The organism is Clostridium sp. BL-8 (assembly GCF_002006495.1).
Lineage (GTDB): Bacteria > Bacillota > Clostridia > Clostridiales > Clostridiaceae > Clostridium.
In genome coordinates, this window is sequence record NZ_LZZL01000011.1 from 1 (window position 1) to 24,392 (window position 24,392).

At 30.5% G+C, this 24,392-nt stretch carries 25 protein-coding genes; 24 read left to right on the top strand and 1 reads right to left on the bottom strand.

From position 1 onward, the window contains the following. Positions 1-519 precede the first annotated feature (519 nt). Positions 520-1,449, top strand: a complete 930-nt coding sequence (locus tag CLOBL_RS04710) for a tetratricopeptide repeat protein (RefSeq protein WP_077857962.1) — start codon at positions 520-522, stop codon at positions 1,447-1,449. A gap of 119 nt (positions 1,450-1,568) precedes the next feature. On the opposite strand, the gene CLOBL_RS04715 is transcribed toward CLOBL_RS04710, so the two are convergent. Then, positions 1,569-2,171 (bottom strand): hypothetical protein, encoded by a 603-nt coding sequence (locus CLOBL_RS04715; protein ID WP_077857963.1) that lies wholly within the window; start codon positions 2,169-2,171, stop codon positions 1,569-1,571. 394 nt (positions 2,172-2,565) lie between these two features. Here CLOBL_RS04715 and CLOBL_RS04720 point away from each other — a divergent pair, with 394 nt between their 5' ends. The 23 genes from CLOBL_RS04720 (at position 2,566) to CLOBL_RS04830 (ending at position 24,384) form a co-directional block, all read left to right on the top strand. Next, positions 2,566-3,015, top strand: coding sequence for a MarR family transcriptional regulator (locus CLOBL_RS04720; protein WP_009168982.1), 450 nt, complete (start codon positions 2,566-2,568; stop codon positions 3,013-3,015). Between the two features lie 14 nt (positions 3,016-3,029). Beyond that, positions 3,030-4,007 (top strand): beta-ketoacyl-ACP synthase III, encoded by a 978-nt coding sequence (locus CLOBL_RS04725; RefSeq protein ID WP_077857964.1) that lies wholly within the window; start codon positions 3,030-3,032, stop codon positions 4,005-4,007. 292 nt (positions 4,008-4,299) lie between these two features. Further along, a complete protein-coding gene (gene fabK, locus CLOBL_RS04730) occupies positions 4,300-5,238 on the top strand; it encodes an enoyl-[acyl-carrier-protein] reductase FabK (protein WP_077857965.1) in 939 nt (312 codons plus the stop codon). Further along, on the top strand, positions 5,231-6,169 hold the full coding sequence (fabD, locus tag CLOBL_RS04735) for an ACP S-malonyltransferase (RefSeq protein ID WP_077857966.1): 939 nt from the start codon (positions 5,231-5,233) through the stop codon (positions 6,167-6,169). The genes fabK and fabD overlap by 8 nt, the downstream gene beginning before the upstream one ends. A 126-nt stretch (positions 6,170-6,295) precedes the next feature. Further along, positions 6,296-7,036: a 3-oxoacyl-[acyl-carrier-protein] reductase gene (gene fabG / locus CLOBL_RS04740; protein ID WP_077857967.1), complete on the top strand. Its 741-nt coding sequence runs from the start codon at positions 6,296-6,298 to the stop codon at positions 7,034-7,036. Positions 7,037-7,054: 18 nt separating this feature from the next. Beyond that, positions 7,055-8,290: a beta-ketoacyl-ACP synthase II gene (gene fabF, locus CLOBL_RS04745; RefSeq protein WP_077857968.1), complete on the top strand. Its 1,236-nt coding sequence runs from the start codon at positions 7,055-7,057 to the stop codon at positions 8,288-8,290. Between the two features lie 265 nt (positions 8,291-8,555). Then, positions 8,556-9,047: an acetyl-CoA carboxylase biotin carboxyl carrier protein gene (accB, locus tag CLOBL_RS04750; RefSeq protein WP_077857969.1), complete on the top strand. Its 492-nt coding sequence runs from the start codon at positions 8,556-8,558 to the stop codon at positions 9,045-9,047. Between the two features lie 3 nt (positions 9,048-9,050). Continuing rightward, positions 9,051-9,479 (top strand): 3-hydroxyacyl-ACP dehydratase FabZ, encoded by a 429-nt coding sequence (gene fabZ, locus CLOBL_RS04755; protein WP_077857970.1) that lies wholly within the window; start codon positions 9,051-9,053, stop codon positions 9,477-9,479. A 9-nt stretch (positions 9,480-9,488) separates the two neighbouring features. Continuing rightward, positions 9,489-10,844, top strand: a complete 1,356-nt coding sequence (locus tag CLOBL_RS04760) for an acetyl-CoA carboxylase biotin carboxylase subunit (RefSeq protein ID WP_077857971.1) — start codon at positions 9,489-9,491, stop codon at positions 10,842-10,844. Next, the gene (gene accD, locus CLOBL_RS04765) at positions 10,834-11,709 is read left to right on the top strand and encodes an acetyl-CoA carboxylase, carboxyltransferase subunit beta (RefSeq protein ID WP_077857972.1); all 876 of its coding nucleotides are present in this window, start codon (positions 10,834-10,836) and stop codon (positions 11,707-11,709) included. Before CLOBL_RS04760 ends, accD begins: the two co-directional genes overlap by 11 nt. Next, complete coding sequence (locus CLOBL_RS04770) at positions 11,702-12,520, top strand: acetyl-CoA carboxylase carboxyltransferase subunit alpha (protein WP_077857973.1); 819 nt, start codon at positions 11,702-11,704, stop codon at positions 12,518-12,520. Before accD ends, CLOBL_RS04770 begins: the two co-directional genes overlap by 8 nt. A 174-nt stretch (positions 12,521-12,694) precedes the next feature. Further along, positions 12,695-13,108: a HutP family protein gene (locus CLOBL_RS04775; RefSeq protein WP_009168993.1), complete on the top strand. Its 414-nt coding sequence runs from the start codon at positions 12,695-12,697 to the stop codon at positions 13,106-13,108. A gap of 471 nt (positions 13,109-13,579) precedes the next feature. After that, complete coding sequence (locus CLOBL_RS04780) at positions 13,580-14,281, top strand: Wzz/FepE/Etk N-terminal domain-containing protein (RefSeq protein ID WP_077857974.1); 702 nt, start codon at positions 13,580-13,582, stop codon at positions 14,279-14,281. Between the two features lie 10 nt (positions 14,282-14,291). Then, positions 14,292-15,017 (top strand): CpsD/CapB family tyrosine-protein kinase, encoded by a 726-nt coding sequence (locus CLOBL_RS04785; RefSeq protein WP_077857975.1) that lies wholly within the window; start codon positions 14,292-14,294, stop codon positions 15,015-15,017. Positions 15,018-15,108: 91 nt separating this feature from the next. Further along, a complete protein-coding gene (locus CLOBL_RS04790; RefSeq protein ID WP_077858039.1) occupies positions 15,109-15,867 on the top strand; it encodes a CpsB/CapC family capsule biosynthesis tyrosine phosphatase in 759 nt (252 codons plus the stop codon). 222 nt (positions 15,868-16,089) lie between these two features. Then, positions 16,090-16,755: a sugar transferase gene (locus CLOBL_RS04795; protein WP_077857976.1), complete on the top strand. Its 666-nt coding sequence runs from the start codon at positions 16,090-16,092 to the stop codon at positions 16,753-16,755. Next, complete coding sequence (locus tag CLOBL_RS04800; protein WP_242953787.1) at positions 16,745-17,929, top strand: glycosyltransferase; 1,185 nt, start codon at positions 16,745-16,747, stop codon at positions 17,927-17,929. The genes CLOBL_RS04795 and CLOBL_RS04800 overlap by 11 nt, the downstream gene beginning before the upstream one ends. Then, positions 17,877-19,109, top strand: coding sequence for a glycosyltransferase family 4 protein (locus CLOBL_RS04805; RefSeq protein ID WP_077857977.1), 1,233 nt, complete (start codon positions 17,877-17,879; stop codon positions 19,107-19,109). Before CLOBL_RS04800 ends, CLOBL_RS04805 begins: the two co-directional genes overlap by 53 nt. 41 nt (positions 19,110-19,150) lie before the next feature. Further along, positions 19,151-20,182 (top strand): sulfotransferase, encoded by a 1,032-nt coding sequence (locus CLOBL_RS04810; RefSeq protein WP_179117681.1) that lies wholly within the window; start codon positions 19,151-19,153, stop codon positions 20,180-20,182. Positions 20,183-20,206: 24 nt separating this feature from the next. Beyond that, positions 20,207-20,923 carry an IspD/TarI family cytidylyltransferase gene (locus tag CLOBL_RS04815; RefSeq protein ID WP_077857979.1) on the top strand — a complete coding sequence of 239 codons (717 nt, stop codon included), beginning with the start codon at positions 20,207-20,209 and terminating at the stop codon, positions 20,921-20,923. Positions 20,924-20,987: 64 nt separating this feature from the next. Next, positions 20,988-22,046 (top strand): NAD-dependent epimerase/dehydratase family protein, encoded by a 1,059-nt coding sequence (locus tag CLOBL_RS04820; protein ID WP_077857980.1) that lies wholly within the window; start codon positions 20,988-20,990, stop codon positions 22,044-22,046. Between the two features lie 122 nt (positions 22,047-22,168). Beyond that, complete coding sequence (locus tag CLOBL_RS04825; protein ID WP_077857981.1) at positions 22,169-23,155, top strand: hypothetical protein; 987 nt, start codon at positions 22,169-22,171, stop codon at positions 23,153-23,155. 125 nt (positions 23,156-23,280) lie between these two features. Beyond that, positions 23,281-24,384, top strand: a complete 1,104-nt coding sequence (locus CLOBL_RS04830) for an EpsG family protein (protein ID WP_077857982.1) — start codon at positions 23,281-23,283, stop codon at positions 24,382-24,384. Positions 24,385-24,392 lie beyond the last annotated feature (8 nt).

The following is a 24,392-nucleotide window of genomic DNA, read 5'->3' on the forward strand; positions in this document are numbered from 1 at the left end:
AAAATAAATAACGAGTCCAAAATAGCCTTGCAAGTGGACTTGTTATTTATTTGATGGTTACTAATATACATTACAATTGAAAAGTTACAATGTATATTTGATAATTATGGTTGAATGTATATATTTTAAAATAATTTATTGAGGTAATCATCTGTTAAAATTAGGTTAATTTTAACAGATGATTACTTTAATTTTTACATAAATTTATTGAATTATGTGTAAATAAACTGTGAATAAATTGTAAAAAATATTTAGCTATAGTATAAAACATATAAAATAAGGAATGAAAGAAATTTGGAATATAATTTATCTTTAATTATTAATATTATGCGTTTTATACAGTTAATAATGAATTTTAACATTTCACATAGTAATGAAGAAATATGAAAAATTGTATTCTCAAGTAGCTGTATAATTAGCTATATTCTCACAATTAAGCGCTTTTACTCTATTGGTGATATAATGATAGAATAAGCATATTAAGCAAATTAAAAAATATAACAAGGATGAAGATTAAATATGGAAAGCAAAAATTATTTGTATAATAATTATTTAAATATGGCAAGAATCTTGAGATCGGAAAAGAATTTATTAAAGGCTCTTAAATTCTATAAAAAAGCATATTCTCTTAATGTCGGAAAAGAAGATATAGAATTGTTAATAGATATGGCATTGATATATCATGAGATAGGTTTAATACCAGAAGCTAAGCAGAAGTATTTTGAAGTGTTAAAGAAAGATGCGGAGGAGGCCAGAGCATATTACGGCTTGGCAATAATTTATGATGATAATGAAGAACTTGGGAAAGCAAAGAAATACTATGAAAAAGCTATAGAAAAGAACCCTAATTATGATAAAGCTTATTTCTTTTTAGCTAATATATATGATGAATTTGATGAGAAAGATGAAGCCATTAATTATTATAAAAAGGCTATAGAAATAAACCCGAAGGAAGTCTGGGCATATGCAAACATAGCCTGTATATTAGAAGAATTAAATAGAAATGCAGAAGCCTTGGAGTATATAAATATGGCCTTAGAAATCGATGATAAAAACTATAAGATTCTATTCAATAAAGGGGTAATATTAAATAAGCTTGGGCAAATAGAGGAAAGTAAAGAATATTACAATAAGTCCGTTGAAGAAAATCCTAAGTATCCCTATAGTTTTTTAAATCTATCCATTATATATAAAGAACATGGAGATTTTAGAAAGGCTATAGAAATAATAAGTGAAGGAATAAAAGAAAATGAGGAAGAAAGCTTTCTGTATTATAATAGGGCTTGTTTTTATGTAAACATAAAAGAAAATCTAAAGGCATTGGAAGATGTAGAAAAGAGCATAGAATTAAATGACTTCTTTATAGATTATATGAAGAAAGATAAGGAATTAGATCCAATAAGAGAACTTAAGGAGTATAAGCAAATAGAGCACATATTTGAGTTATGAATTATATAAGTTATGAATAAAAGAAGAAATCCCCTAAAGGGGATTTCTAAAATATGTTTTTTGAAAAGCCTGTGGAATAAAAATGTATGTGATTTCGTAAGTTACCACATTGTCTAATCTTAATTTCTATATTGAATATCAGATAAATCTGATGCATGTTCATACTCTATTTTTTCATTGTTATATAGGAATTTTACGCCGTCAATCCATTCACCTCTGGACTTGTTGCTTGACTGAAGAAAGTTTTCAATTAAAGTATTAGTTGTAACTGCGCCGCCAGTAGAACCTTGGAATTTTTGTGACCACTTTTTATTATTAGCATCAGTTAAGTTAATGGTAGCTACTTTTTTGCCATTAACAGTATCTATTGATTTAACTTCAAGTGACAAGTTGTCAAATTTCTTTTCTGACAATGTTGTGCATAATTGCTTTAATTTATCCTCTAAACTTAAGTTCTGATCTACTTCAATAGTACTTGATTCGTTAGGTTCTAAAGAATTTTCATCTATACTGTATATAGAAAGCTTTATCTTATTTACCTTTGCATCTTCACTAGATTTATTATTTGCTGTTTCAGAAGAACTGCTGCTGTCTTTGTTTTGTTCTACAGTAGTAGTATCAGGATTGTTGTTGGAGCTCACAGCATCTTTAGGCTTTGTGCTGCATGAAACCATTACGATACTTAATGCTATAACTGCAGCTAAAATTAGTTTTCTAGTCATGATGTTATACACCTCCTATGTTAAAAATTAATATTTAGATATAATTAATTAATTATAGCATATAAAATGTTAAAATTAAAGCATCTACATAATGTGGAAAAAAATGAGAATTATTTGACAATGAATTTTTAGTATAGTATATTTTGATTATCAAACTATTTGATGCCGAAAGTTTTTGAATTATCAGACTTTTGAAGAATAAATAGCCACATTATTTTGTTTATAGAATACTAAAACATATTAAAAAATATTTATTGATGCTATGCATTTTGTATAGCCTTTTAATAAGGTTTTAAATGGGTAGAAATTAACAATTTTTTCATTTTTATAGATGTATGATATAATTTTCAATTTTAAAATGATTCTTAGATACCAAAGTGGAGAGTGTAAGTGAATGAACAAATCAACTACAATGATCAATGAGATTTTGGTGCAGTTATTTAATGATGTCTTACAAATTGAAGAACAAAGCTTAAAAAATGGTATACTTTCAGATATTTCAATAACAGAAGTTCATACAATGGAGGTTATTGGGATGTATAACGAAAGCACAATGTCAGAGGTAGCTCAAAAGTTAAAAATTACTGTAAGTACCTTAACAACTGCTATAAATAAATTAATTAAAAAAGGCTATGTTGAAAGGAAAAGAATAGAAGAAGACAAAAGAGTTGTCTTGGTTAAATTAACTGAGAAAGGTATAATGGCTTATAAACTTCATCAGAGATTTCACAAAAAAATGATAAATAATGCAATAGAAGGCTTAAGCTTAGAGGAGGAAAAAATCTTAATTTCTTCTTTAAATAAATTAAATGACTTTTTTAAAGAAAAATATAAACTGGAATAATAAAGGAGAACAATATGAGTAATATTAAAATCGCAGGAATTGGCGCATATTTACCATCTCTAGTAGTTACAAATGATAAAATAAGTGAGTTTGTTGAAACAAATAATGAATGGATAATTGAAAGAACAGGAATTAGAGAGAGAAGAATATCAGAGGGGGAAGACACATCAGATATTGCATTTGAATCATCAAAAATAGCTCTTGAAAGAGCTGGTTTAAAAGCTGAAGACATAGACCTTATAATAGTAGCGACAGTTTCACCGGATGCATTCATACCATCTGTTGCATGTATAATTCAAAGTAAATTAAAAGCAGATAGAGCAGCTTGTTTTGATATAAATGTTGCTTGTTCTGGCTTTTTGTATGGGCTTGAAATAGCAAAGTCAATGATGAAATCTATGAATTATAAAAATGCACTTGTAGTTGGAGCAGAAGTTCTTTCAAAGGTAATGGACTGGTCAGATAGGGGTACATGTATTCTTTTTGGTGATGGTGGCGGTGCTGCTGTACTTAAGCAGGAAGAAGATGGATCACAAGGAATTATAAAATCATATTTAAGAGCTAATGGAGCAAAGGGAGAATCATTAACTATAGGTGGAGCTGATTTTAATACGCCTTTTACTAAGGAAGGAAAAATAAAAGAAAGAATAATTAAAATGAATGGAAGGGAAGTATTTAAGTTTGCAACTACAGTAATAGTAGAAGCAGTCAATGAAATATTAAAAGATACAGATTTTTCATTAGATGAAATTAAATATATAGTACCACATCAAGCTAATTACAGAATTATAAAATCAGCAGCTGGGAAATTAGGACTAGATGAAGAAAAGTTTTATTTAAATCTAGATAGAGTTGGGAATACTTCAGCAGGATCAGTACCTATTGTATTAAATGAAATGTATGAAAAGAATTTGATTAATAAAGGTGATAAAATTATTTTAGTTGCATTTGGCGGAGGATTAACATATGCTTCCACTTTAATTGAGTGGTAAGAACTTGTTTGATTTGATGGGAAGACAAAAATTTCAAGATTGAAGTTTAGTAATACATAGATAAATATTATAGGAAATAGGTAAAACAAAGCAATTTATAGATGTGAACTTATTTTTAATTTTTTTTAATGTAATTGATAATTATATGATATATGTAGTAAAATTATTTATCTAGGCTATTTTGTTTATAATGTATTCAAAGTTAATGCAAATAAAGAAATTATCCCATTTATTATATTAAGAGGCATAATAAAAAATAATTTTGAGCTGATAATGGCAGGAGGAATTTATTGTGGAAAAAAATAGAGTGTGTGAACTGTTAAAGATAAAATATCCAATATTTCAAGGAGCTATGGCAAGAATTGCAGATGCTTCTTTGGCTTCAGCAGTAAGTGAGGCAGGCGGCCTTGGAATAATAACAGGAGCAGCACCAACTGAGTGGGTAAGAGAGCAAATACAAAAAACTAAAAAGATGACGGATAAACCATTTGGAGTAAACATAATGCTAATGTCAGAAAATGCTGAAGAAATAGCAGAACTTGTATGTGAAGAAGGCGTACCAGTTGTTACAACAGGTGCAGGCAGCCCAGGAAAGTACATGGAAAAGTGGAAATCTCATGGCATAAAAGTTATACCAGTAGTTGCTTCAGTTGCTTTAGCTAAGAGAATGGAAAAAGCAGGCGCAGATGCAATTATAGCAGAAGGAACTGAATCAGGCGGACATGTAGGAGAAGTGACTACAATGGCATTAGTTCCACAAGTAGTTGATGCAGTTGAAATACCAGTGATAGCTGCAGGCGGAATTGGTGATGGAAGAGGAGTTGCAGCGTCATTCATGCTAGGAGCTGAAGGTATTCAGATTGGAACAAGATTCTTAGTTGCTAAAGAATGTACAATACATCAAAATTATAAAGATAAAGTATTAGCAGCAAAAGATAGAGATACAGAAGTGACAGGAAGAGGCACAGGACATCCAGTTAGAGTACTTAGAAATAAGCTTGCAAGAACTTATTTACAATTAGAAAAAGATGGAGCACCAATTGAAGAAATAGAAAAAATCGGTGTAGGTGCATTAAGAAAAGCAGTTGAAGGTGATGTAGATAATGGATCACTTATGTCAGGACAAATTGCAGGACTTATTTGTAAAGAGCAAACATGTAAAGAAATAATTGAAGAACTATTTAGTGAAGCAGAAGGATTATTTGGAAAATTTGGAGGGAAACATGAATAGTAAGAAAACCGCATTTCTTTTTCCAGGCCAAGGGGCTCAAACTATTGGAATGGCAAAAGAACTTTGTGAAAATATACCAGAATGTAACGAGCTTTTAGAGCGCAGTGAACAAATCTTAAATATGCCTATCAAAAAAATGATGTTTGAGGGGCCAGAGGAACTGCTAACAGCAACTGAAAATGCTCAGCCAACTATTCTTGTAGCATCTCTTATTGCATTAAAAGCCTTAGAGATAAACGGAATTGAAGCAGATTATACTGCAGGTCTTAGCTTAGGAGAATATGGGTCGCTAATTTATGGAGGAGCTCTTTCATTAGAAGAAGGATTATTACTTATAAAAGAAAGAGGAAGAATCATGGGCAGCGCTTTACCAAAGGGACTAGGTAAAATGGCAGCTATATTAAAATTAGATGATGAAAAACTAAAGGAACTATTAAATAGAGCCAGCGCTTTTGGTGTAGTAGAAGGTGCTAATTATAATTGCCCAGGGCAAGTAGTTATTTCAGGTGAAAATAATGCGATAGATGAAGCAGTTAAAATTGCAAAAGAATTAGGAGGCCTTGGAAAAGCGCTTAAAGTCAGTGGACCATTCCACAGCTCACTTCTTGAATCTGCAAGTGAAGAATTCTATAATACTATAAAGACAGTTGACATTAAGAAGTTTAATAAGGTAGTATATTCAAATGTTAAGGGATTACCTTATGAAGAAGGCGACGATATTAAGGAATTATTAAAGAGACATATAAGAACGTCTGTACTTTTTGAAAAGACTATAAGAGACATGATAGATAAAGGCGTAGATACATTTATTGAAGTAGGTCCAGGAAAAGCACTTAGAGGCTTCGTTAAGAAAATAGATAAGGATGCAGCACTTTTAAATGTAGAAGATATGGAATCATTAAAAAACACAATTAATTCAGTTAACAGTTAATAATTTACAGTTGAAGGAAGAACACAGTGGCGGAGTTCTAAAATACATTTTTCAAATTCCTTTGGGATTTGTTCCGAAACTGTGAACTAATCATTGTAAACTGTAAACTGTCGAAAGGGGATTTTTATGTTAAAAGGAAAATGTGCTATTATTACAGGTGCATCAAGAGGAATAGGAAGAGCAATAGCTTTAAAACTTGCTTCTCTTGGAGCTAATATCGTTATAAATTATAGAAGTAATGAAAAAGAAGCTTTAGACGTTGAAAATGAAATAAAAGGCATGGGCGTTGAAACCTTATGTATAAAAGGAGATATTTCTAAGTCAGAAGAAGTAGAAAACATTGTAGCGTCTGCTAAAGAAAAATTTGGAACAATAGATATCATGGTAAATAATGCAGGAATTACAAAAGATGGATTGCTACTTAGAATGAAGGAAGAAGATTTCGATAGCGTTATTGATGTAAATTTAAAAGGTGTATTTAATTGTTTAAAGGCAATAACTCCAATTATGATAAAACAAAAACAAGGAAAGATAATAAATCTTTCTTCAGTAGTTGGAATTACAGGTAATGCAGGGCAAGTTAATTATGCTGCATCAAAAGCAGGAGTAATTGGAATGACTAAATCTCTTGCAAAAGAAGTTGGTTCTAGAGGGATTACTGTAAATGCAGTTGCGCCAGGATATATTGAAACAGATATGACAGAAGCTTTAGGAGAAAAATATAAAGAAGAAATGAAGAAAAACATACCGCTTAAAAGACTTGGAACAGCAAATGATGTGGCGGAAGCTGTAGCATTTTTAGCCAGCGAAGGTGCAAATTATGTTACAGGCCAAGTGATTCAAGTTGATGGCGGAATGTTAATGTAACGGAGGAAGAATTAATTTATGGAAAGAAGAGTTGTTATAACGGGGATGGGAGCTTTAACTCCTATAGGAAATGATGTTAATTCATTTTGGAATAATGCAAGAAATGGAAAATCAGGAATAGATTTTATAACTTTAATAGATCAAGACTTAGTAGATGTGAAGATTGCTGCAGAAGTAAAGGGGTTTGATCCTGAGACTTTAATAGGTAAAAAAGAGTCAAAGAGATTAGATAGATTTGCACAATTTGCATTAGTAGCATCAGATGAGGCAATAAAAGATTCAGGAATAGATTTAGAAAAAGAAAATCTAGATAGATTTGGTGTAATGTTAGGATCAGGAATCGGTGGGTTCCAGACAATAGAAGATGAATGCAGCAAACTTGCAACTGGAAAGTCAAGGAGAGTATCTCCATTTTTTGTTCCAATGGCAATAGTAAACCTTGGAGCAGGAAATGTTGCGATTAAATACGGACTTAAAGGGCCATGTACATCAGCAGTAACTGCATGTGCAACAGGAACAAATAATATTGGTGATGCATTTAGAACTATAAAACATGGTTATGCGGATGTAATGCTTGCAGGTGGAGCAGAAGCCCCTATAACTAGACTTGGAGTTACAGGCTTTAACAGCATGAAAGCTTTAAATACTAGTAATGATCCTTCAAAGGCTTCCACACCTTTTGATAAAAACAGAGGAGGCTTTGTCATTGCAGAAGGTGCAGGTGTTGTAATACTTGAATCTTTAGAACATGCAGAGGCAAGAGGTGCAAATATAATAGCAGAAGTAGTTGGTTATGGTTCGACTTGTGATGCATATCACATTACTTCACCAGATCCAGAAGGAGAAGGTGCTGCAAGAGCTATGAAGGATGCTATAGAAGAAGCAGGAATTAAACCTTCAGATGTTTCATATATTAATGCTCATGGAACTTCAACAGAATTAAATGATAAGTTTGAAACATTTGCAATTAAGAAAGTTTTTAAAGAAGAGGCTTATAATGTTCCTATATCGTCAACAAAATCTATGACAGGACATTTACTTGGAGCTGCTGGAGCAATTGAAGCAATAGCATGTGCTAAGGCTCTTCAGGAAGGATTTATTCCGCCTACGATTGGGTATGAAACAAAAGATGAAGAATTAGATTTAGATTATGTTCCTAATGTTGGAAGAAAGCAGGAGTTAGAATATACACTTTCTAATTCATTAGGGTTTGGCGGACATAATGCAACTTTACTTTTAAAGAAGTGGAAATAGTTTATTTAGTTAACAAATTATAGTTAACAGTTTATAATAAGTTAATGGGGAAATTTCAAGGAGGAAATTTTAAGGACAAAATGCAAAATTTGAAATTTTCTTTTAGAAATTATAAAATTAATAATTATTACTTATTAAAATGTTACATAAATTTTATGCCAGAAAGGAGATAGTATTTATTTATGAAATATTATCTCCATAATATGGCATGAAATTATTTGGCATATTTATTGCTTTAGGTAATTATTTAGAGGAGGATATTTTTATGGAATTTGAAAAGATTAAAGAGCTTATTAAGTTGGTGGATTCTTCAAGCTTAGCATTTTTTGAGCTTCAAAGTGGTAATGATCATATTAAGATGGATAAATCATTAGTAAGAGGAGTGACTGATAATACAAGTAGTTTAGTAGGTACATCAAGCAGTCCTGTTATTTCAAAAGAAAAAGTAGAAAATACAGTTGTAGAAAAAGAAGAAATTGTGGTTACTGAAAAAGAAACAGTTATAGATGATAAAGACATAAGCGTTATAACTGCTCCTATGGTAGGAACATTTTATTCTTCAGCTTCACCAGAAAGCAAACCTTTCGTAGAAATTGGAGGTACAGTTTCTAAGGGAAAGGTTATTTGTATTATTGAAGCAATGAAACTTATGAATGAAATAGAAAGCGAATTTAACGGAACAATTGTTGAGCGTTTAGTTAATGACGGGGATATGGTAGAATATGGTCAGCCATTATTCAAGATTAAGGAGGTATAGGAAGTGCTTGATATAAATGAGATAAAAAAAATTATACCTCATAGATATCCTATGTTATTAATAGATAGAGTAACAGAAATGGATGTAAATGAAAAAAAATTTGTAAGAGGATACAAAAATGTATCTGCTAATGAAGCGTTCTTTCAAGGCCATTATCCTGAAGAGCCAATTATGCCGGGAGTACTTCAAGTTGAAGCGTTAGCTCAAGCTGGTGCGGTTGCACTTCTTTCTATGGAACAATTTAAAGGTAAGACTCCATTATTTGCAGGAACCAATAAAGTAAGATTTAAGAATAAGGTAGTACCAGGAGATAAGCTGGATTTATACTGCGAAATTATAAAGATTAAAGGTTCTATAGGAATAGGTCATGGAGTAGCATCAGTTGATGGGAAGACAGTTTGCGAAGCAGAAATACTTTTCGCTATAGGGTAGGTGATAGGAATGTTAAAGAAAGTGCTAATTGCAAATAGAGGCGAAATCGCAGTTAGAATAATAAGAGCATGTAGAGAAATGGGGATAAGCACAGTTGCTGTTTATTCTGAAATAGATAAAGAAGCGCTTCATACTCAGCTAGCAGATGAAGCTGTATGTATTGGGTCTGCAATGCCAAAGGATAGTTATTTAAACATAACAAACATTTTAAGCGCTTGTGTTTTAACAGGTGCTGATGCCATACATCCTGGTTTTGGTTTTTTATCAGAAAATCCAAAGTTTGCAAAGATGTGTAAGCAATGCAATATTAAATTTATAGGACCTGACTATGAAACAATTGAGCTCATGGGAAACAAGGCTAAAGCAAGAGAGATTATGAAAGCTTCAGGAGTACCAGTAGTTCCTGGTTACGAAGGTGAAATAATAAATGAAGATCATGCTTTAGAAATTGCTAAAGGTATTGGTTATCCAATAATGATAAAAGCATCAGCAGGGGGCGGTGGAAAGGGAATAAGAATCGCAACCAATGATGAAGAATTTTTAATGGGCTTCAAGACTGCTAAAGCAGAAGCAAGAGCCTGCTTTGGAGATGATTCTTTATATATAGAGAAATTCGTTCAAAAGCCAAAGCATATTGAATTCCAAATATTAGCTGATGAACACGGAAATGTGGTACATTTATGTGAGAGAGAATGTTCAATGCAGAGAAAGAACCAAAAAGTTTTAGAGGAAGCACCATCAAATGTATTAACAGAAGAGTTAAGAGCCAAGATGGGTGAGATTGCAAAGAAAGCAGCTAGTGCAGTAAACTACAAAAATGCAGGAACTATAGAATTTCTATTTGATAGAGATAATAACTTCTATTTTATGGAGATGAATACAAGAATTCAAGTAGAACATCCAATTACTGAAATGATTACAGGAATAGATTTAGTAAAAGAACAATTAAAAATAGCATCAGGAGAAAAGTTGAATTTTACTCAAGAAGATATAAAAATTAAAGGTCATGCAATAGAATGTAGAGTTAATGCAGAAGATCCAGAACACGATTTTAGACCATGTCCAGGAGTAATAAATGAACTTTGTGTTCCAGGTGGTATGGGAGTAAGAATTGATTCAGCAATATTCTGCGGATATAAAATTCCACATTGTTATGATTCGATGATAGCTAAATTAATAACTTTTGGCAATAATAGAGATGAAGCAATAGTTAAAATGAACAGAGCATTATCAGAATTTGCAGTAGGCGGAGTAAAGACCAATATTAATTTTGAATTATCAATACTTGAAACTAAAGAATTCTTAGAAGGTGATTATGATACCTCATTTTTAGCGGAAAAGATGGTGAAGAAGGATGTCTCTTAAAGATTTATTTATAAAAAAACCACAATATGCAACCATCAAAAGCTCAGTTATTAGGAATGACATACAACAAGAAAAACCGAATATACCATCAGGAATGTGGATAAAATGTGATAAATGTAATACTATGATTTATGCTGAGGACTTAGAAAACTCTAAGCATGTTTGTACTAATTGTGGCCATCATTTTAGAATGAATGCAAAAGAAAGAATAAAGATATTCTTTGATAAGGATACTTTTAAGGAATTTTTGAAAGATTTAAAAACTACTAATCCATTGGAATTCAAAGGTTATGAAGAAAAATTAAAAAGCACTAAGACAGACAGTACAGAAGCAGTTGTTACTGGAGTTGGAAAAGTAAATGGAATAGAAGTTGCATGTGCAATTATGGATAGTTTCTTTATGATGGGAAGCATGGGTACTGTAGTTGGAGAAAAAATTACAAGACTTGTAGAATATGCTACAGAAAATAAACTTCCAGTTATAATTTTTACAACCTCAGGCGGTGCTAGAATGCAGGAAGGAATTTTTTCACTTATGCAGATGGCTAAAATAAGTGCAGCTCTTGCAAAACATGATGAAGCGGGTCTTTTATATATTTCTGTATTAACAGATCCTACTACTGGCGGTGTAACAGCAAGTTTTGCAATGGAAGGCGATATTATTTTAAGTGAACCTAATGCCTTGGTTGGATTTGCAGGAAGAAGAGTAATTGAAAATACAATTAAAGAAAGCCTGCCAGATAATTTTCAAACTGCTGAATTTTTACTTGAAAAAGGTTTTGTAGATAGCATTGTTGAAAGAAAGAATATGAGAGCATGCATATATAAAATTCTTATTTTACATGGAGTGAGAAGTTATGGATAAAGAATTTATAAAAATAAGTGTAACACCATGGGAAAGTGTTGAAATAGCAAGACACAAAGACAGACCAACAGGAAAATTCTACATTGAAACTATTTTCAAGGATTTTATTGAATTTCATGGCGATAGAAGCTTTGGAGATGATAAAGCTGTAATTGGCGGAATTGCATCATTTAATGATATAAGTGTTACAGTTATAGCAATTACAAAAGGAAACAACACAGCTGAAAATATAGAGAGAAACTTTGGAATGCCAAATCCAGAAGGATATAGAAAAGCATTAAGACTTATGAAGCAGGCTGAAAAATTTAAGAGACCTGTCATCTGTTTTGTAGATACGCCAGGCGCATTTCCTGGGCTTGGGGCAGAAGAAAGAGGGCAAGGTCAAGCTATAGCAAATAATCTTTTTGAATTAAGCAGATTAAAGATTCCAATAATATCTATTTTAGCAGGTGAAGGTGGAAGCGGCGGAGCACTAGCTTTAGCAGTTGCTGATAAAATATTTATGTTGGAACACTCAATATATTCAGTTCTATCACCAGAAGGATTTGCATCTATTTTATGGAAAGACGCAAGCCGTGCAAAAGAAGCAGCATCAGTTATGAAAATTACAGCTAAAGATTTAAAAGATTTTGGAATAATAGATGATATAATAAAAGAACCTAGAGGCGGCGCTCATAAAAATCAGATTAAAACAGCAGAAGCAATTAAGAAGACAATTGCAAGTTCGCTTCAGGAATTAAGAGAAAAAGATTTAAATACTTTAATAGAAGATAGATATGATAAATTTAGAAAAATGGGAAATTTTTATTAATAAGAACTAATATGTTATATATGAAGGTATGCACTAATTATGTGTGTGCCTTATTTTTATTTTCATGTGCCTAAATTTTATTTTATATATACAATTAGAAGCATATAATATTGATTAATAAAGAGAGAACTTATGTGTTATACTTAAAGAATAAATTGGAGGTGCTTAAAGCTTATGGAAAGTAATAGTACAAAGGTTGCAAAGATTGCTACTAGAATGGCTATATGTGATAGACATGAAGAAGAACATTTAAAAAAGTTTTATAGTGAAAAAGGAATAAAGGTAACGGCCGTAAATATAGGTGGAAATATTAATTCATCAGTATCCAAAATTCTTGAAAGCGCATTAGTTGCAGCAAAAAGAAATGAGCTCATAAGAGAAGAACATCTTCATGAAGGAGCTGTCATTGGCGCAACTAGAGATGCAATAATTCAAATTTCAGAGAGAGCTAATGGCTTGAATGTCGGAGGTAAGATTGGAATAGCAAGAGGCGGGGAGCATATATCAGTATGCATATTTTTAAATATTGGATTATTACATCTGGATGAAATAGTTATAGGAATAGGACATAGAGCATTACCATTATGAGTTTAAATATATTTTTCTTTTTAAATTGTAGAAAAAATAGTAGAGAAATATTGAATCATAGAACACAAATTGGATAAAATTTGAAAATATTATTGATAAATTAAAATGAAATAAAAATTCAGCAGTGAGAAACAATCTTGCTGCTGAATTTTTTTTACTGTATTTATGATATAAAATGTGGGTAAAGATAGGGAATGATTGAAAAAGGAGAACTACAATACTATTTAAATTGTGGAAATTAAATTGTAGAAAAAGTTTATTAAAATTCAAGAGTTTTTGTCAAAAGATAAATGTTTTATGATATAATGTTAATTGGTAAAAAAATAGACAAGTTATTAAAATTTAGGGGGATAAGTATGAGGAAGGAAATTAATTTAGAAGTATATATCAGCTAATCATATTATTGTAAATAATATTTAATGAAGGCAAATGTGAATCTAAAATATAATAAATATGGAGAGAGTTTGACGAATGAATAGCGAAGAGATTATAAAAAATGAAGAGAGTATTAAAATTGAAGAAATAATAGATATATTAATGAAAAGATGGAAGATGATAATATCTATAACATTAGCAGCTACTATCTTAGCTGGACTTGTAAGCTTTTTTATAATTGCACCAAAATATGAAGCAAATACAAAAGTTTTTATAGGAAAAGAAAATACAAATTCTAAAGATGAAAGCTATAATAACAGTGATGTTCAAATGTATCAACAATTGCTAAAGACTTATGCAGAGGTTGTAAAAACAAATGATTTAGTTGAAAAAGCAATAGAAAAAACAGGAGCGGACATAAATTCGCAAGATGTTTTAGATAATTTGACAGTTACGCCAACAGCTAATACTCAAATATTAGAAATAAAATATGTAAGTAAAAATAAAAATCAAAGTGAAGAGATATTACAGGCCATTTCTGATCAGTTCATAAAGACAGCTACAGAGCTTATACCAAATGGTAATGTTAAAGTAGTAGAACAAGTGAAATTGCCTGAGCAGCCAGTTAGTCCTAACAAAAAATTAAATATAGCTATTGCTTTTTTACTTGGCTTAATGGTAAGTGTAGGCCTAGCGTTTTTACTAGAATTTATGGACAATACATTTAAAACAAAGGAACAGTTAGAACAAATTTTAGAGGTGCCTGTTATTGGTGCAATTCCAGATGATTTAGATTAGGGGGATATAGATGTTTAAGGCGAGAAAGTTAGAAAAGGCAGTAGCAAGTCAACAATATAGGGGATTCGTAGTTGAAAAGAAGCCTAAATCAATAGTTTCTGAAGCATATAGAACTTTAAGAACTAATATTCAATATTCATCATTTGATAGACAGATAAAGACTATAGTTGTAACAAGTGCGGAAGCAGCAGAAGGAAAGTCAACAGTTTCAGGAAATTTAGCATTATCATTTGCTCAAAATGAGAAAAAAGTAATAATAGTAGACTGTGACCTAAGAAAACCTTCAGTACATAAGAATTTTAAAGTATCTAATTTAAAGGGATTATCAGAAGTACTTATAGGAAAAGAAGAATTAGATAATGTTGTATTAAAGCGTAATGATAATCTAGACATACTTACATCAGGTAAAATTCCTCCAAATCCATCGGAAATGTTATCATCAAGCAGCATGACTAAATTAATAGAAGCGTTAAGACAACGATACGACATAGTTATTCTAGACAGCGCTCCACTTCAAGCTGTAACAGATGCACAAATTCTTTCAACAAAATCTGATGGAACTATTCTGGTTGTAAGAGCAAAAAGAACAAGTAGAGAATCTGTAATTGATGCTAAGAGACTTTTAGATAAAGTGGGCGCAAATATATTGGGGACTGTGTTGCATGCAGTAGAGAATACAAGAGGAAAGTATTATTACTATTATGGAACTAAAGATGATGAAAAGAAGACTAAGTAATAAAATAATTTAAATATACAAATATAATTATATGCTCAATATATCTTCATAAGGATGTATTGGGCATATTCTTAAAAAAGGAGTAATTATGATAGTAGATATTCATTCTCATATAATTCCATCAATTGATGATGGCTCTAAAAACATGGAAATGACACTCAAGATGTTAAAAAATGCAAGAGAAAATGGAACTAAAGAGATCATAGCAACGCCCCATTATCTCCTTGAGTATGGAGAAGCTAGAATTGATGAAGTAAAGGGTTATGTAAAAGAAATTAATGGAATTTTAGAAAATAATGAAATAGACATAAAAGTATATAGCGGACAGGAAGTATATTTTACTGAAAGAATAATAGAAGATTATGTTAAAGGAAATATCGGGACAATAAATGATTCAAGATATATGTTAATTGAATTTGACATGCATAAGTTAGAAGAAAATACATTTGATATACTTTATGAACTTCAAGTTAGAGATATAATTCCTATAATAGCACATCCTGAAAGGTATAAATTTTTTAAGGAAAAGCCAGCATTTATTAATGCTTTTATTGATCAAGGTTACTTATTTCAAATGAATGCTGGAAGCATAGAAGGAAAATATGGAGAGAGTGCAAGAAAAACAGCTAAGGTATTTTTAGATAAAAATATCTATAACTTCATTGGTTCAGATGCACATAATGCAGAAACTAGAAATACAGGAATTAAGGAAGCTTTAACTTTCATAGGAGAAGTTAATAAAAATATAATTGAAAGCAGTTCAGCTAAATTATTAAATAATGAAATGATAGATTTTAAGGGAGAGAAGATTAAAAAAAGAAAATCCATATTCTCATTTCTTAGGAAATAAAAAGAAATTTATTATTTAAAGGCTATACAAACGATTACATTATTAAAGAAACCTTAAGGAAATCTTAACAAAATGTAAATAATATGCTACAATAAGAATAATTTGGTGATAAAATATTACTTATCCTATATGAGTAAAAAATAGGAATACATGAATATTTTTTGCATAAGAATTATTATATAAATTGTGCAGAGTATTGTATTTTGTAAGGAGGACAGTAAGGTGCAGCAACTGGAAGTGGATAGCGATGAAGTCTTATTTGAGGAGAGCAGTGAAGATATAGGAACGGGATATTACTTTTTTAAAAGAACTATAGATATAATCTGTTCGATTATAGGACTTATAATTTTAAGTCCTATAATTTTAGTAACAGCCATTTTAATTAAATTTGAGTCGAAAGGTAACTGCATTTTTTCTCAGGAAAGAATAGGGTTAAACGGAAAAAAATTTATTATGTATAAGTTCAGATCAATGGTGGCTAATGCAGATGATTTAAAGGACGAGCTATATGACAGAAATGAAATGAATGGACCCATGTTCAAGATGAAAGAAGATCCGAGAGTAACAAAAGTTGGTAGATTTATTAGAAAGACAAGCATAGATGAACTTCCTCAATTAATAAACGTTTTAAAAGGAGAAATGAGTCTTGTAGGTCCGAGGCCATCACTGCCTAAAGAAGTGCTGGAATTCGAAGAATGGATGATTGAGAGGCTTAGTGTAAAGCCGGGACTTACTTGTTACTGGCAGGTATTGGGACGAAGTGATATAGGATTTGAAGAATGGATGAAATTGGACGTTAAATATGTAAAGGAAAGAAATACTTTGCTTGATCTGAAGTTGATAATAAAGACATTTAAAGTGTTTTTTGGTGATGAACATGCAAGATAGGGAAATTAGAATGAATATACATCATAGAATAGAAAGTAATATTCCCAAAAAGAAAATTCTTCACATTGTAGAGGCAATGGGAGGAGGCGTATTTACTTATATAGTAGATTTGGCAAACCAGCTTTGTGATGAATATGATGTTTACATAGCTTACGCTGTACGACCTCAGACACCAGAAGATTATAGAGAGTATTTTGATAAAAATATCAACTTAATTGAAGTAAAGAACTTTACTAGAACTATTAATTTTAGCAGAGATTTTAAAGCGTTTCTTGAGATTAGAAGTATAGCAAAGAAAGTTAAACCTGATATAATACATCTTCATTCTTCAAAGGCTGGTATACTTGGGCGATTTGCTTTCAATGGACATAAAACTCCAATTTTTTATACTCCTCATGGTTATAGTTTTTTAATGCAAAACTGTGGAATGTTAAAAAGAACTGTATATAAGATTATTGAAATCTTATCAGGGAAAAGATATTGTACGACTATTTCTTGTAGTTATGGAGAGCATAAAGAAACATTAAAACTAACTAAAAATGCAAGATATGTAAGTAATGGAATCAATGTTGATGTGCTTCAAGGTTTAATTGAAAAGCAAAAAATAAATAATACTAATCGTAAATTTACAGTATATACATTAGGAAGAATTTGTTCTCAGAAAAATCCAGAAGAGTTTAATTCTATTGCTAAAAAGTTACCTGATATTAGGTTTTTATGGATTGGTGATGGTGAATTAAGAGATAAATTAACTAGCCCTAATATTGATGTTACTGGATGGGTTGATCGAGAGACGGCTTTGCAATATTCAATGCAGGGTGATGTATTTATATTAACATCATTGTGGGAGGGGTTGCCCATTTCACTATTAGAGTCCATGTATATGAAAAAGGTTTGTGTTGTTAGTAATGTAATTGGAAATAGAGATGTGATTAAAAATGGTATGAACGGTTTTGTATGCAATAATATTATAGAGTTTGTGGAAGCATTAAATGATATTAAGAACGGTTATAATTCAAATTTAATTAAATATGCCTACGATGATATAATGAAAGAATATAATACTAATGTTATGAGTAAAAAATACAGCTTAATTTATGAACAAGGAATGAGTGGAGATAATGAAAAAAATCGCAATTATTTCATCAGGATATTTTCCGGTACCTCCGGTTAAAGGTGGAGCAGTTGAAACTTTGATACAAACAATTATTGATGAAAATGAATACACTCAGCAATTGCATAAACTTAATATTGATGTATATTGTATGGATGATATTGAGGCATGTAGTATATCAAAAAAGTATAGATGTACTCGATATTTGTTTGTTAAAGTACCCAAAATTATAGAAAAATTGGATGAACTTATTTATTTTATTTCATACAGAGTTTTGAAATTTAGAAAACATATGTCTTTTAGGTTTATTGCCCAAAGAATATACTATATATATGCAGTAGCAAAAAAGCTTAAAACAAATGACTATGATAAAGTAGTAATAGAGAATACAGCTACTTTATTTTGGACACTAAAGTTATTCGGAAATTGGAAAAAATATAGAGGAAGATATGTGTATCATCTTCACAATGAAGTTTCTAGTACATTTGGATGTAGAAAGCAAGTTCTTGCAACTGATGAAGTATGGGGGATTAGTCAATTTATAAATAATTCATTTTGCAAATTATTTCCGGAATATGATCCGATTAGATGTCGTGTGCTAAAAAACTGTATTAATCTCAGCAAATTTAGAAATAGGGGAAAAGATATTAACATTAGAGAAAAGTATGGAATACACGACAATGAGAAAATAATTATATTTGCAGGAAGATTATGCAAGGAAAAGGGGGTTAAAGAACTATTGTTGGCATTTACAAAAATTAATATTGATAAGTTGAGACTAATTATAGTTGGAAATTATTATTTTGGTACTGATATGGTTAGTTCATTCGAAACAGAATTATTTAAGATAGCAAAACCATTAGGTAGAAAAGTTATTTTTACCGGATATATTCCTAATGATCAACTTGCCATATATTATAATTCTGCTGACATTGCGGTATTGCCTTCTGTGTGGGATGAACCAGCAGGACTTACAATTCTGGAAGCGATTGCTTGTGGGGTGCCTGTTATTACAACAAATTCAGGAGGAATACCTGAATACGTTAATAATGACTGTGCAATCATATTAAATAAGGACGAAAAACTTGATAATGAGTTGGCTGTTAATATTGAGGTTCTGCTTTCTGATAAAAAAAGAATGAATGACATGATAAGAGTCGGAAATGAACTTAGCATTCAATTTGATAAAGATAAATATTTCAATAATTTTATTAAGCTAGTATCTAACAATAAAAATTAGAAATGCTTACTATTATTGATAAAGCGATTTTGGAGGGGAAAATGATTATTGGAGTATGTGGTTATGGAGCTACTGGTTCAAGTGCTGTAGTTGGATTGTTAAAGGAGTTCAGTGGATTGCAAGTATATGATGATGCTGAGTTTAAGTATGCTTATAAAGTGGATGGGCTTCAAGATTTGGAGTATCATTTAGTAAAACAATATTCAAGACACGTTTCTGGGGACATGGCTATTAAAAGATTTTTATATTCAATAAATTATGCATATACACCATTTGTTAAGAAATCAGTGCCTAAAAAGGCGTTTATTGAGTTATCACGTAAATATGCAGATAGTTTGATACAAGCTAAATGGAAAGGCATTGAGAGTGCTGACTATGAGGTGGGATTTTTGCCAAAGAGTATGTGTAATTTAGGATTTAAAAAAATTATATTTCCTAATTATGAAAGAATCTTTAAAAAAACTTATGATATGTGGCCGGCTCGTGAATTATATCTTTCCATTGAACCAGAGGATTTTTATAAGAAAACAAAAGACTACATAAGAAATTTATTATTAGCAATGGGAGCGGATTTAAGCAAGCCTATAGTATTGGATCAGCCATTTGAAGGAAATGCTCCTCAAAATAGTTTTTCTTTTTTTGATAACCCAAAAGCAATAGTTGTGGATAGAGATCCGAGAGATTTATTTTTAGTGTCAAAATATGCAGTACGTGCTAAAGGTGAAGCCAGATTTATGCCTAGAACTGATGTCAAAAAGTTTGTTGAATATTATAGACAGTTAAGAATTCATCAAAAACGGGTTGATAATGAAAATATTATTTTTGTTAGGTTTGAAGATTTGATCTATAACTATGAACATACTGTTAAAAGAATAGCAACATTTTTGAATTTAGGTACACATAATATGCCTAAAGAATACTTTAAACCAGAAATATCTATTTCAAATACCCAGTTACATAACAAATATATGGAATGCAAAGATGAAGTTGAATATATAGAAAAAGAACTATCAGAATATTTATTTCCATATGAAAATTATAAAAAAATTACGAAGTTTGGTAAAACTTTTTAGAATTAAATTAGAGAGGATACGATTATGAATATAGCGATAATTATAGCTGGGGGTTCTGGAAGTCGAATGGGACAAGATATCCCAAAACAATTTATTAATGTATATGATAAGCCCGTAATTATTTATACTTTAGAAGGATTTCAAAAGCATCCAGAGATTGATGCAATTGAAGTAGTTTGTATTGATGGATGGCACGATATACTATGGGCTTATGCAAAGCAGTTTAATATCACTAAATTGAAGTGGGTAGTTTCTGGAGGAAGTACTGGACAGGAATCCATAAGAAATGGTGTGTATAATTTAGAAAATGAGTGTAGAGATGAAGATATTATAGTTATTCATGATGGAATAAGACCGCTTGTTGAGCCGAGTGTTCTATCTGATGTTATTGTTAAGTGCAGACAATATGGAAATGCAGTGACTTCGCTTCCTTATAATGAACAAATTTTTGTAATGAAGGATGATATTTCTACAAAAAAATATATTCCAAGAGAAACTCTGAGAAGAGTATCTACACCTCAAGCCTATAAGTTTGGAAAACTAGAATGGGCATATAAGAAGGCGTTTGAGGAAAAAAATGGAATTTATGGATCGTCATATACTAATACAATGATGGTGGATTTGGGAGAAACTTTGTATTTTGCGGCTGGTTCTGATAAAAATATTAAATTAACAACTAAAGATGATTTAGAGTTATTTAAAGCGTACTTAAAGTCTGAAAAAGATAATTGGTTGAAATAGTAAAATGATTTTAACTAGTATTAGTGTGATTAAGAAAATTTGTTAAGTATTTGGAGGATGCGGTATGAAATTAATAGATAATGGTTTATATAATGAGGATATTAAGTATGTAGCTACATTATCATATCCATGGGAAATGATTAAGAATAAGATTATTATGGTTTCAGGAGCAAATGGAATGATTGGTAGCTTCTTGATAGATGTACTTATGTATCGTAATAAAGAATATTGTGATAATTGCTCAATTGTTGCTTTAGGTAGAGATATGGATAAGGCAAAAGATAGGTTTGGTTATTGCTGGAATGATGATAAATTTTCTTTTATCGTACAGGATATTAATAAGCATTTTAAGAATGAAAACTTAGAAGATATTGATTTTATTATTCACGCTGCAAGTAACACGCATCCTGTGGCGTATGCTACCGATCCAATTGGAACAGTTACAACAAATATTATTGGAACATATAATCTTTTGAAGTTTGCATCAACGCATAGAACTGAACGATTTATATTTACTTCTTCTGTGGAGGTATATGGTGAGAATCGTGGAGATGTCGAGAGGTTTACAGAGGATTATTGCGGATATATTGACTGTAATACACTCCGTGCTGGTTATTCTGAAAGTAAAAGGGCTGGTGAAGCTCTTTGTCAAGCATTTATTAAGCAACATGAATTAGATATTGTCATATCTAGACTTTCTAGGACTTATGGTCCTACGATGTTGAAATCGGATACTAAAGCAATTTCGCAGTTTATTAAAAAGGGTATTGCCAAAGAAGATATTGTACTTAAGAGCGAAGGGACACAATTTTATTCGTATAGCTATGTAGCAGATGCGGTGTCTGGAATACTAGCAGCTTTGTTTAATGGAAAGCGTGGTGAGGCTTATAACATTTCCGATAAAGGATCTGATATTTCACTTTGTGATTTAGCACAGCTTATTGCTGATTATGTTGGAAAGAAAGTTGTATTTGAAATGCCGGATACTACTGAAAGAGCTGGTTATTCAAAAGCTACCAAGGCTGTTCTTAATAGCGGAAAACTCCAGAAGATTGGCTGGAAAGCCAAATATAGCATAAAACAAGGGATTGAGAGAACTATAGATTTATTATCAGAAAGCTAAATCATTTCAAGAATAATGAACAGAGTGTAAGTTTATAAATGGAATTGCTTAAATTTTGAAGAAAGTTTAGATTATAAATAATCAACCGATAATAAAAAATGTGCGCAAAGGTGAAGTGTAAAATGAACAAGTTTTTTGTTATTATTAATGGCGGAAAAGGTGATACATGGTCTTCAAATATATGGAGTGACATTAGCGATGAGGCTATAATTTACCTTGATAATATTATAACTAGTAATAGACTATTAAAGATGCTTAATAAATTGCATTTTAGTAATAAAATTAACTCAATAATAAATCTTCCATTTAAAAATGTGTGGAAAAGGTTATTACCAATTCAAGAATCAGATATTGCCGAATTTGATAATACATATATTATTTTTCAAAGTAATGTAAAGTTTCCACCAAAGTATTTAAAGTATCTCAAAGGAAAATATGGATGTAAGGTTATTTTATATTTACCAGATACAGTAGAGAAATTAGGAATTGCTAAAAATGTTGACCAATTTAGCCGGTATGTTAGAAAGAATTGTATTGATTTATGCTTTTCATTTGATCCAAAGGATTGCCAAAAATTTGATTTAATTTTTTTTGATATTTATTCTAAAGTAGTATATGATTGTGATAATATTGTGAGAAATGATTTATTTTATGTTGGAAATTGTAGAAATAAAAATCGATTAAATATATTACTTAATGTTTTTGAAGCTTGTAGAAATTATGTCAATAGTGAATTATATTTATTTGGGGTTGATTTGCAGCAACAGAAATATTCAAACAAGATTAGATATAATAAATATTTACCATATAATACAGTCATAAATAAAATTTTAAGTTCAAATTGCATATTAGAATTGGTTAATGAAAATCAGATTGGTAATACACTTAGATTTAAAGAAGCAATTTGCTATAACAAGAAATTATTAACAACTAATAAAAATGTTATTAATTCTAAGTATTACAATGAAAATTATATAAGAATGTTTACAAATATTGATGAAATAGATAAGGAATGGATAAGTAAACGGGAAAAAGTAGATTATGGTTATTCTGGTGAGTTTTCACCTAAAGCGCTATTGAATATGATTGAAAAATTGGTAAACAACTAAACGGAATGATAATTTGTTTAATTTATTAGCTACTATCTACAGTAGAAAGATTAAAATTTTAATTTTCAGCATTTTACTAATTAGTTAAAAGTGAATGATTAATAATAAAGAAGAGGAAAAAATAGATGATATATATTTTAATGTTTACATTATCAGTGATTTTTACATATTGTGCTGAATGTGCAGCACGAAGAAACCTCAAGACAATAATGGTTATATGCTCATTTATTGCAATAATGTTTCCATGTGTTCTAGCTGGATTGCGGGCTGATTCAATTGGTACAGATGTATCATGGTATGTAACACCATATTATAATATTGCAAAACAAACTAATTCTTTAGTGGAATTTATAAATGGAATTGGAATAGAACCAATATATTTGACATTGGTTTACATTCTGTCAAAAATGACTTCAGACATTGGTACAGTATTATTTGTGCTTCAATTATTAGTAGTATTGCCTACATATATAACCGCATTTAGATATAGAAAATATGCACCAATGTGGTTAGTAATGTGGTCATATTATTGCCTATTTTATAATTATTCGCTGAGCCTAATGCGTCAATTTGTTGCATGTTCATTGATATTATTTGCTTTCTGGTATCTCCAGAATAAAAAATATAAAAAGTATATAATTTGGGGAATAATTGCTAGTCTATTTCATTCAATTGCAATTTTCCCAGTAATAATATTACTAATTTTAAAAAAATATCAAGTGTTATTTCGTTCTTCTATAATGAAAATATTAGTTGCTTTTACTATACTTGTTGTAATGCTTAATGCAGACTCGGTAGTTAAGTGGTTAGTGTATTCAGCAAACTTTTTGCCTGAAAAGTATTATTTAAGATTAGATGCAAGAACTTCAGAAGCGGGAATAGGTATTATTAAAACTGTTTTGCTGGTATTATTATCGTTCATTCCATCAATTTTTACATATAAAAAGCAAAAAAAGAATTTAGAGTTGAATTTAAGTACTTTTTTGCCTATTTTAGGATTTATAACATCGCTAGGAGGAATGGTATCTAGCTACTTAATTAGAATTTCATATTATTTTATATATTTTTACTTAATTACTGTACCTGGTTTATATGGTTCACTTTTAATAAAAAGTCCTTGGCAAAAGGTACTTATAAACGGGTTATTTATTACATGGTTATTTGTATTTTGGATATATATTTTTGCGATTAATAATTCATTTGAAACTTTACCATATGTTTTTAGATAACTAATTAA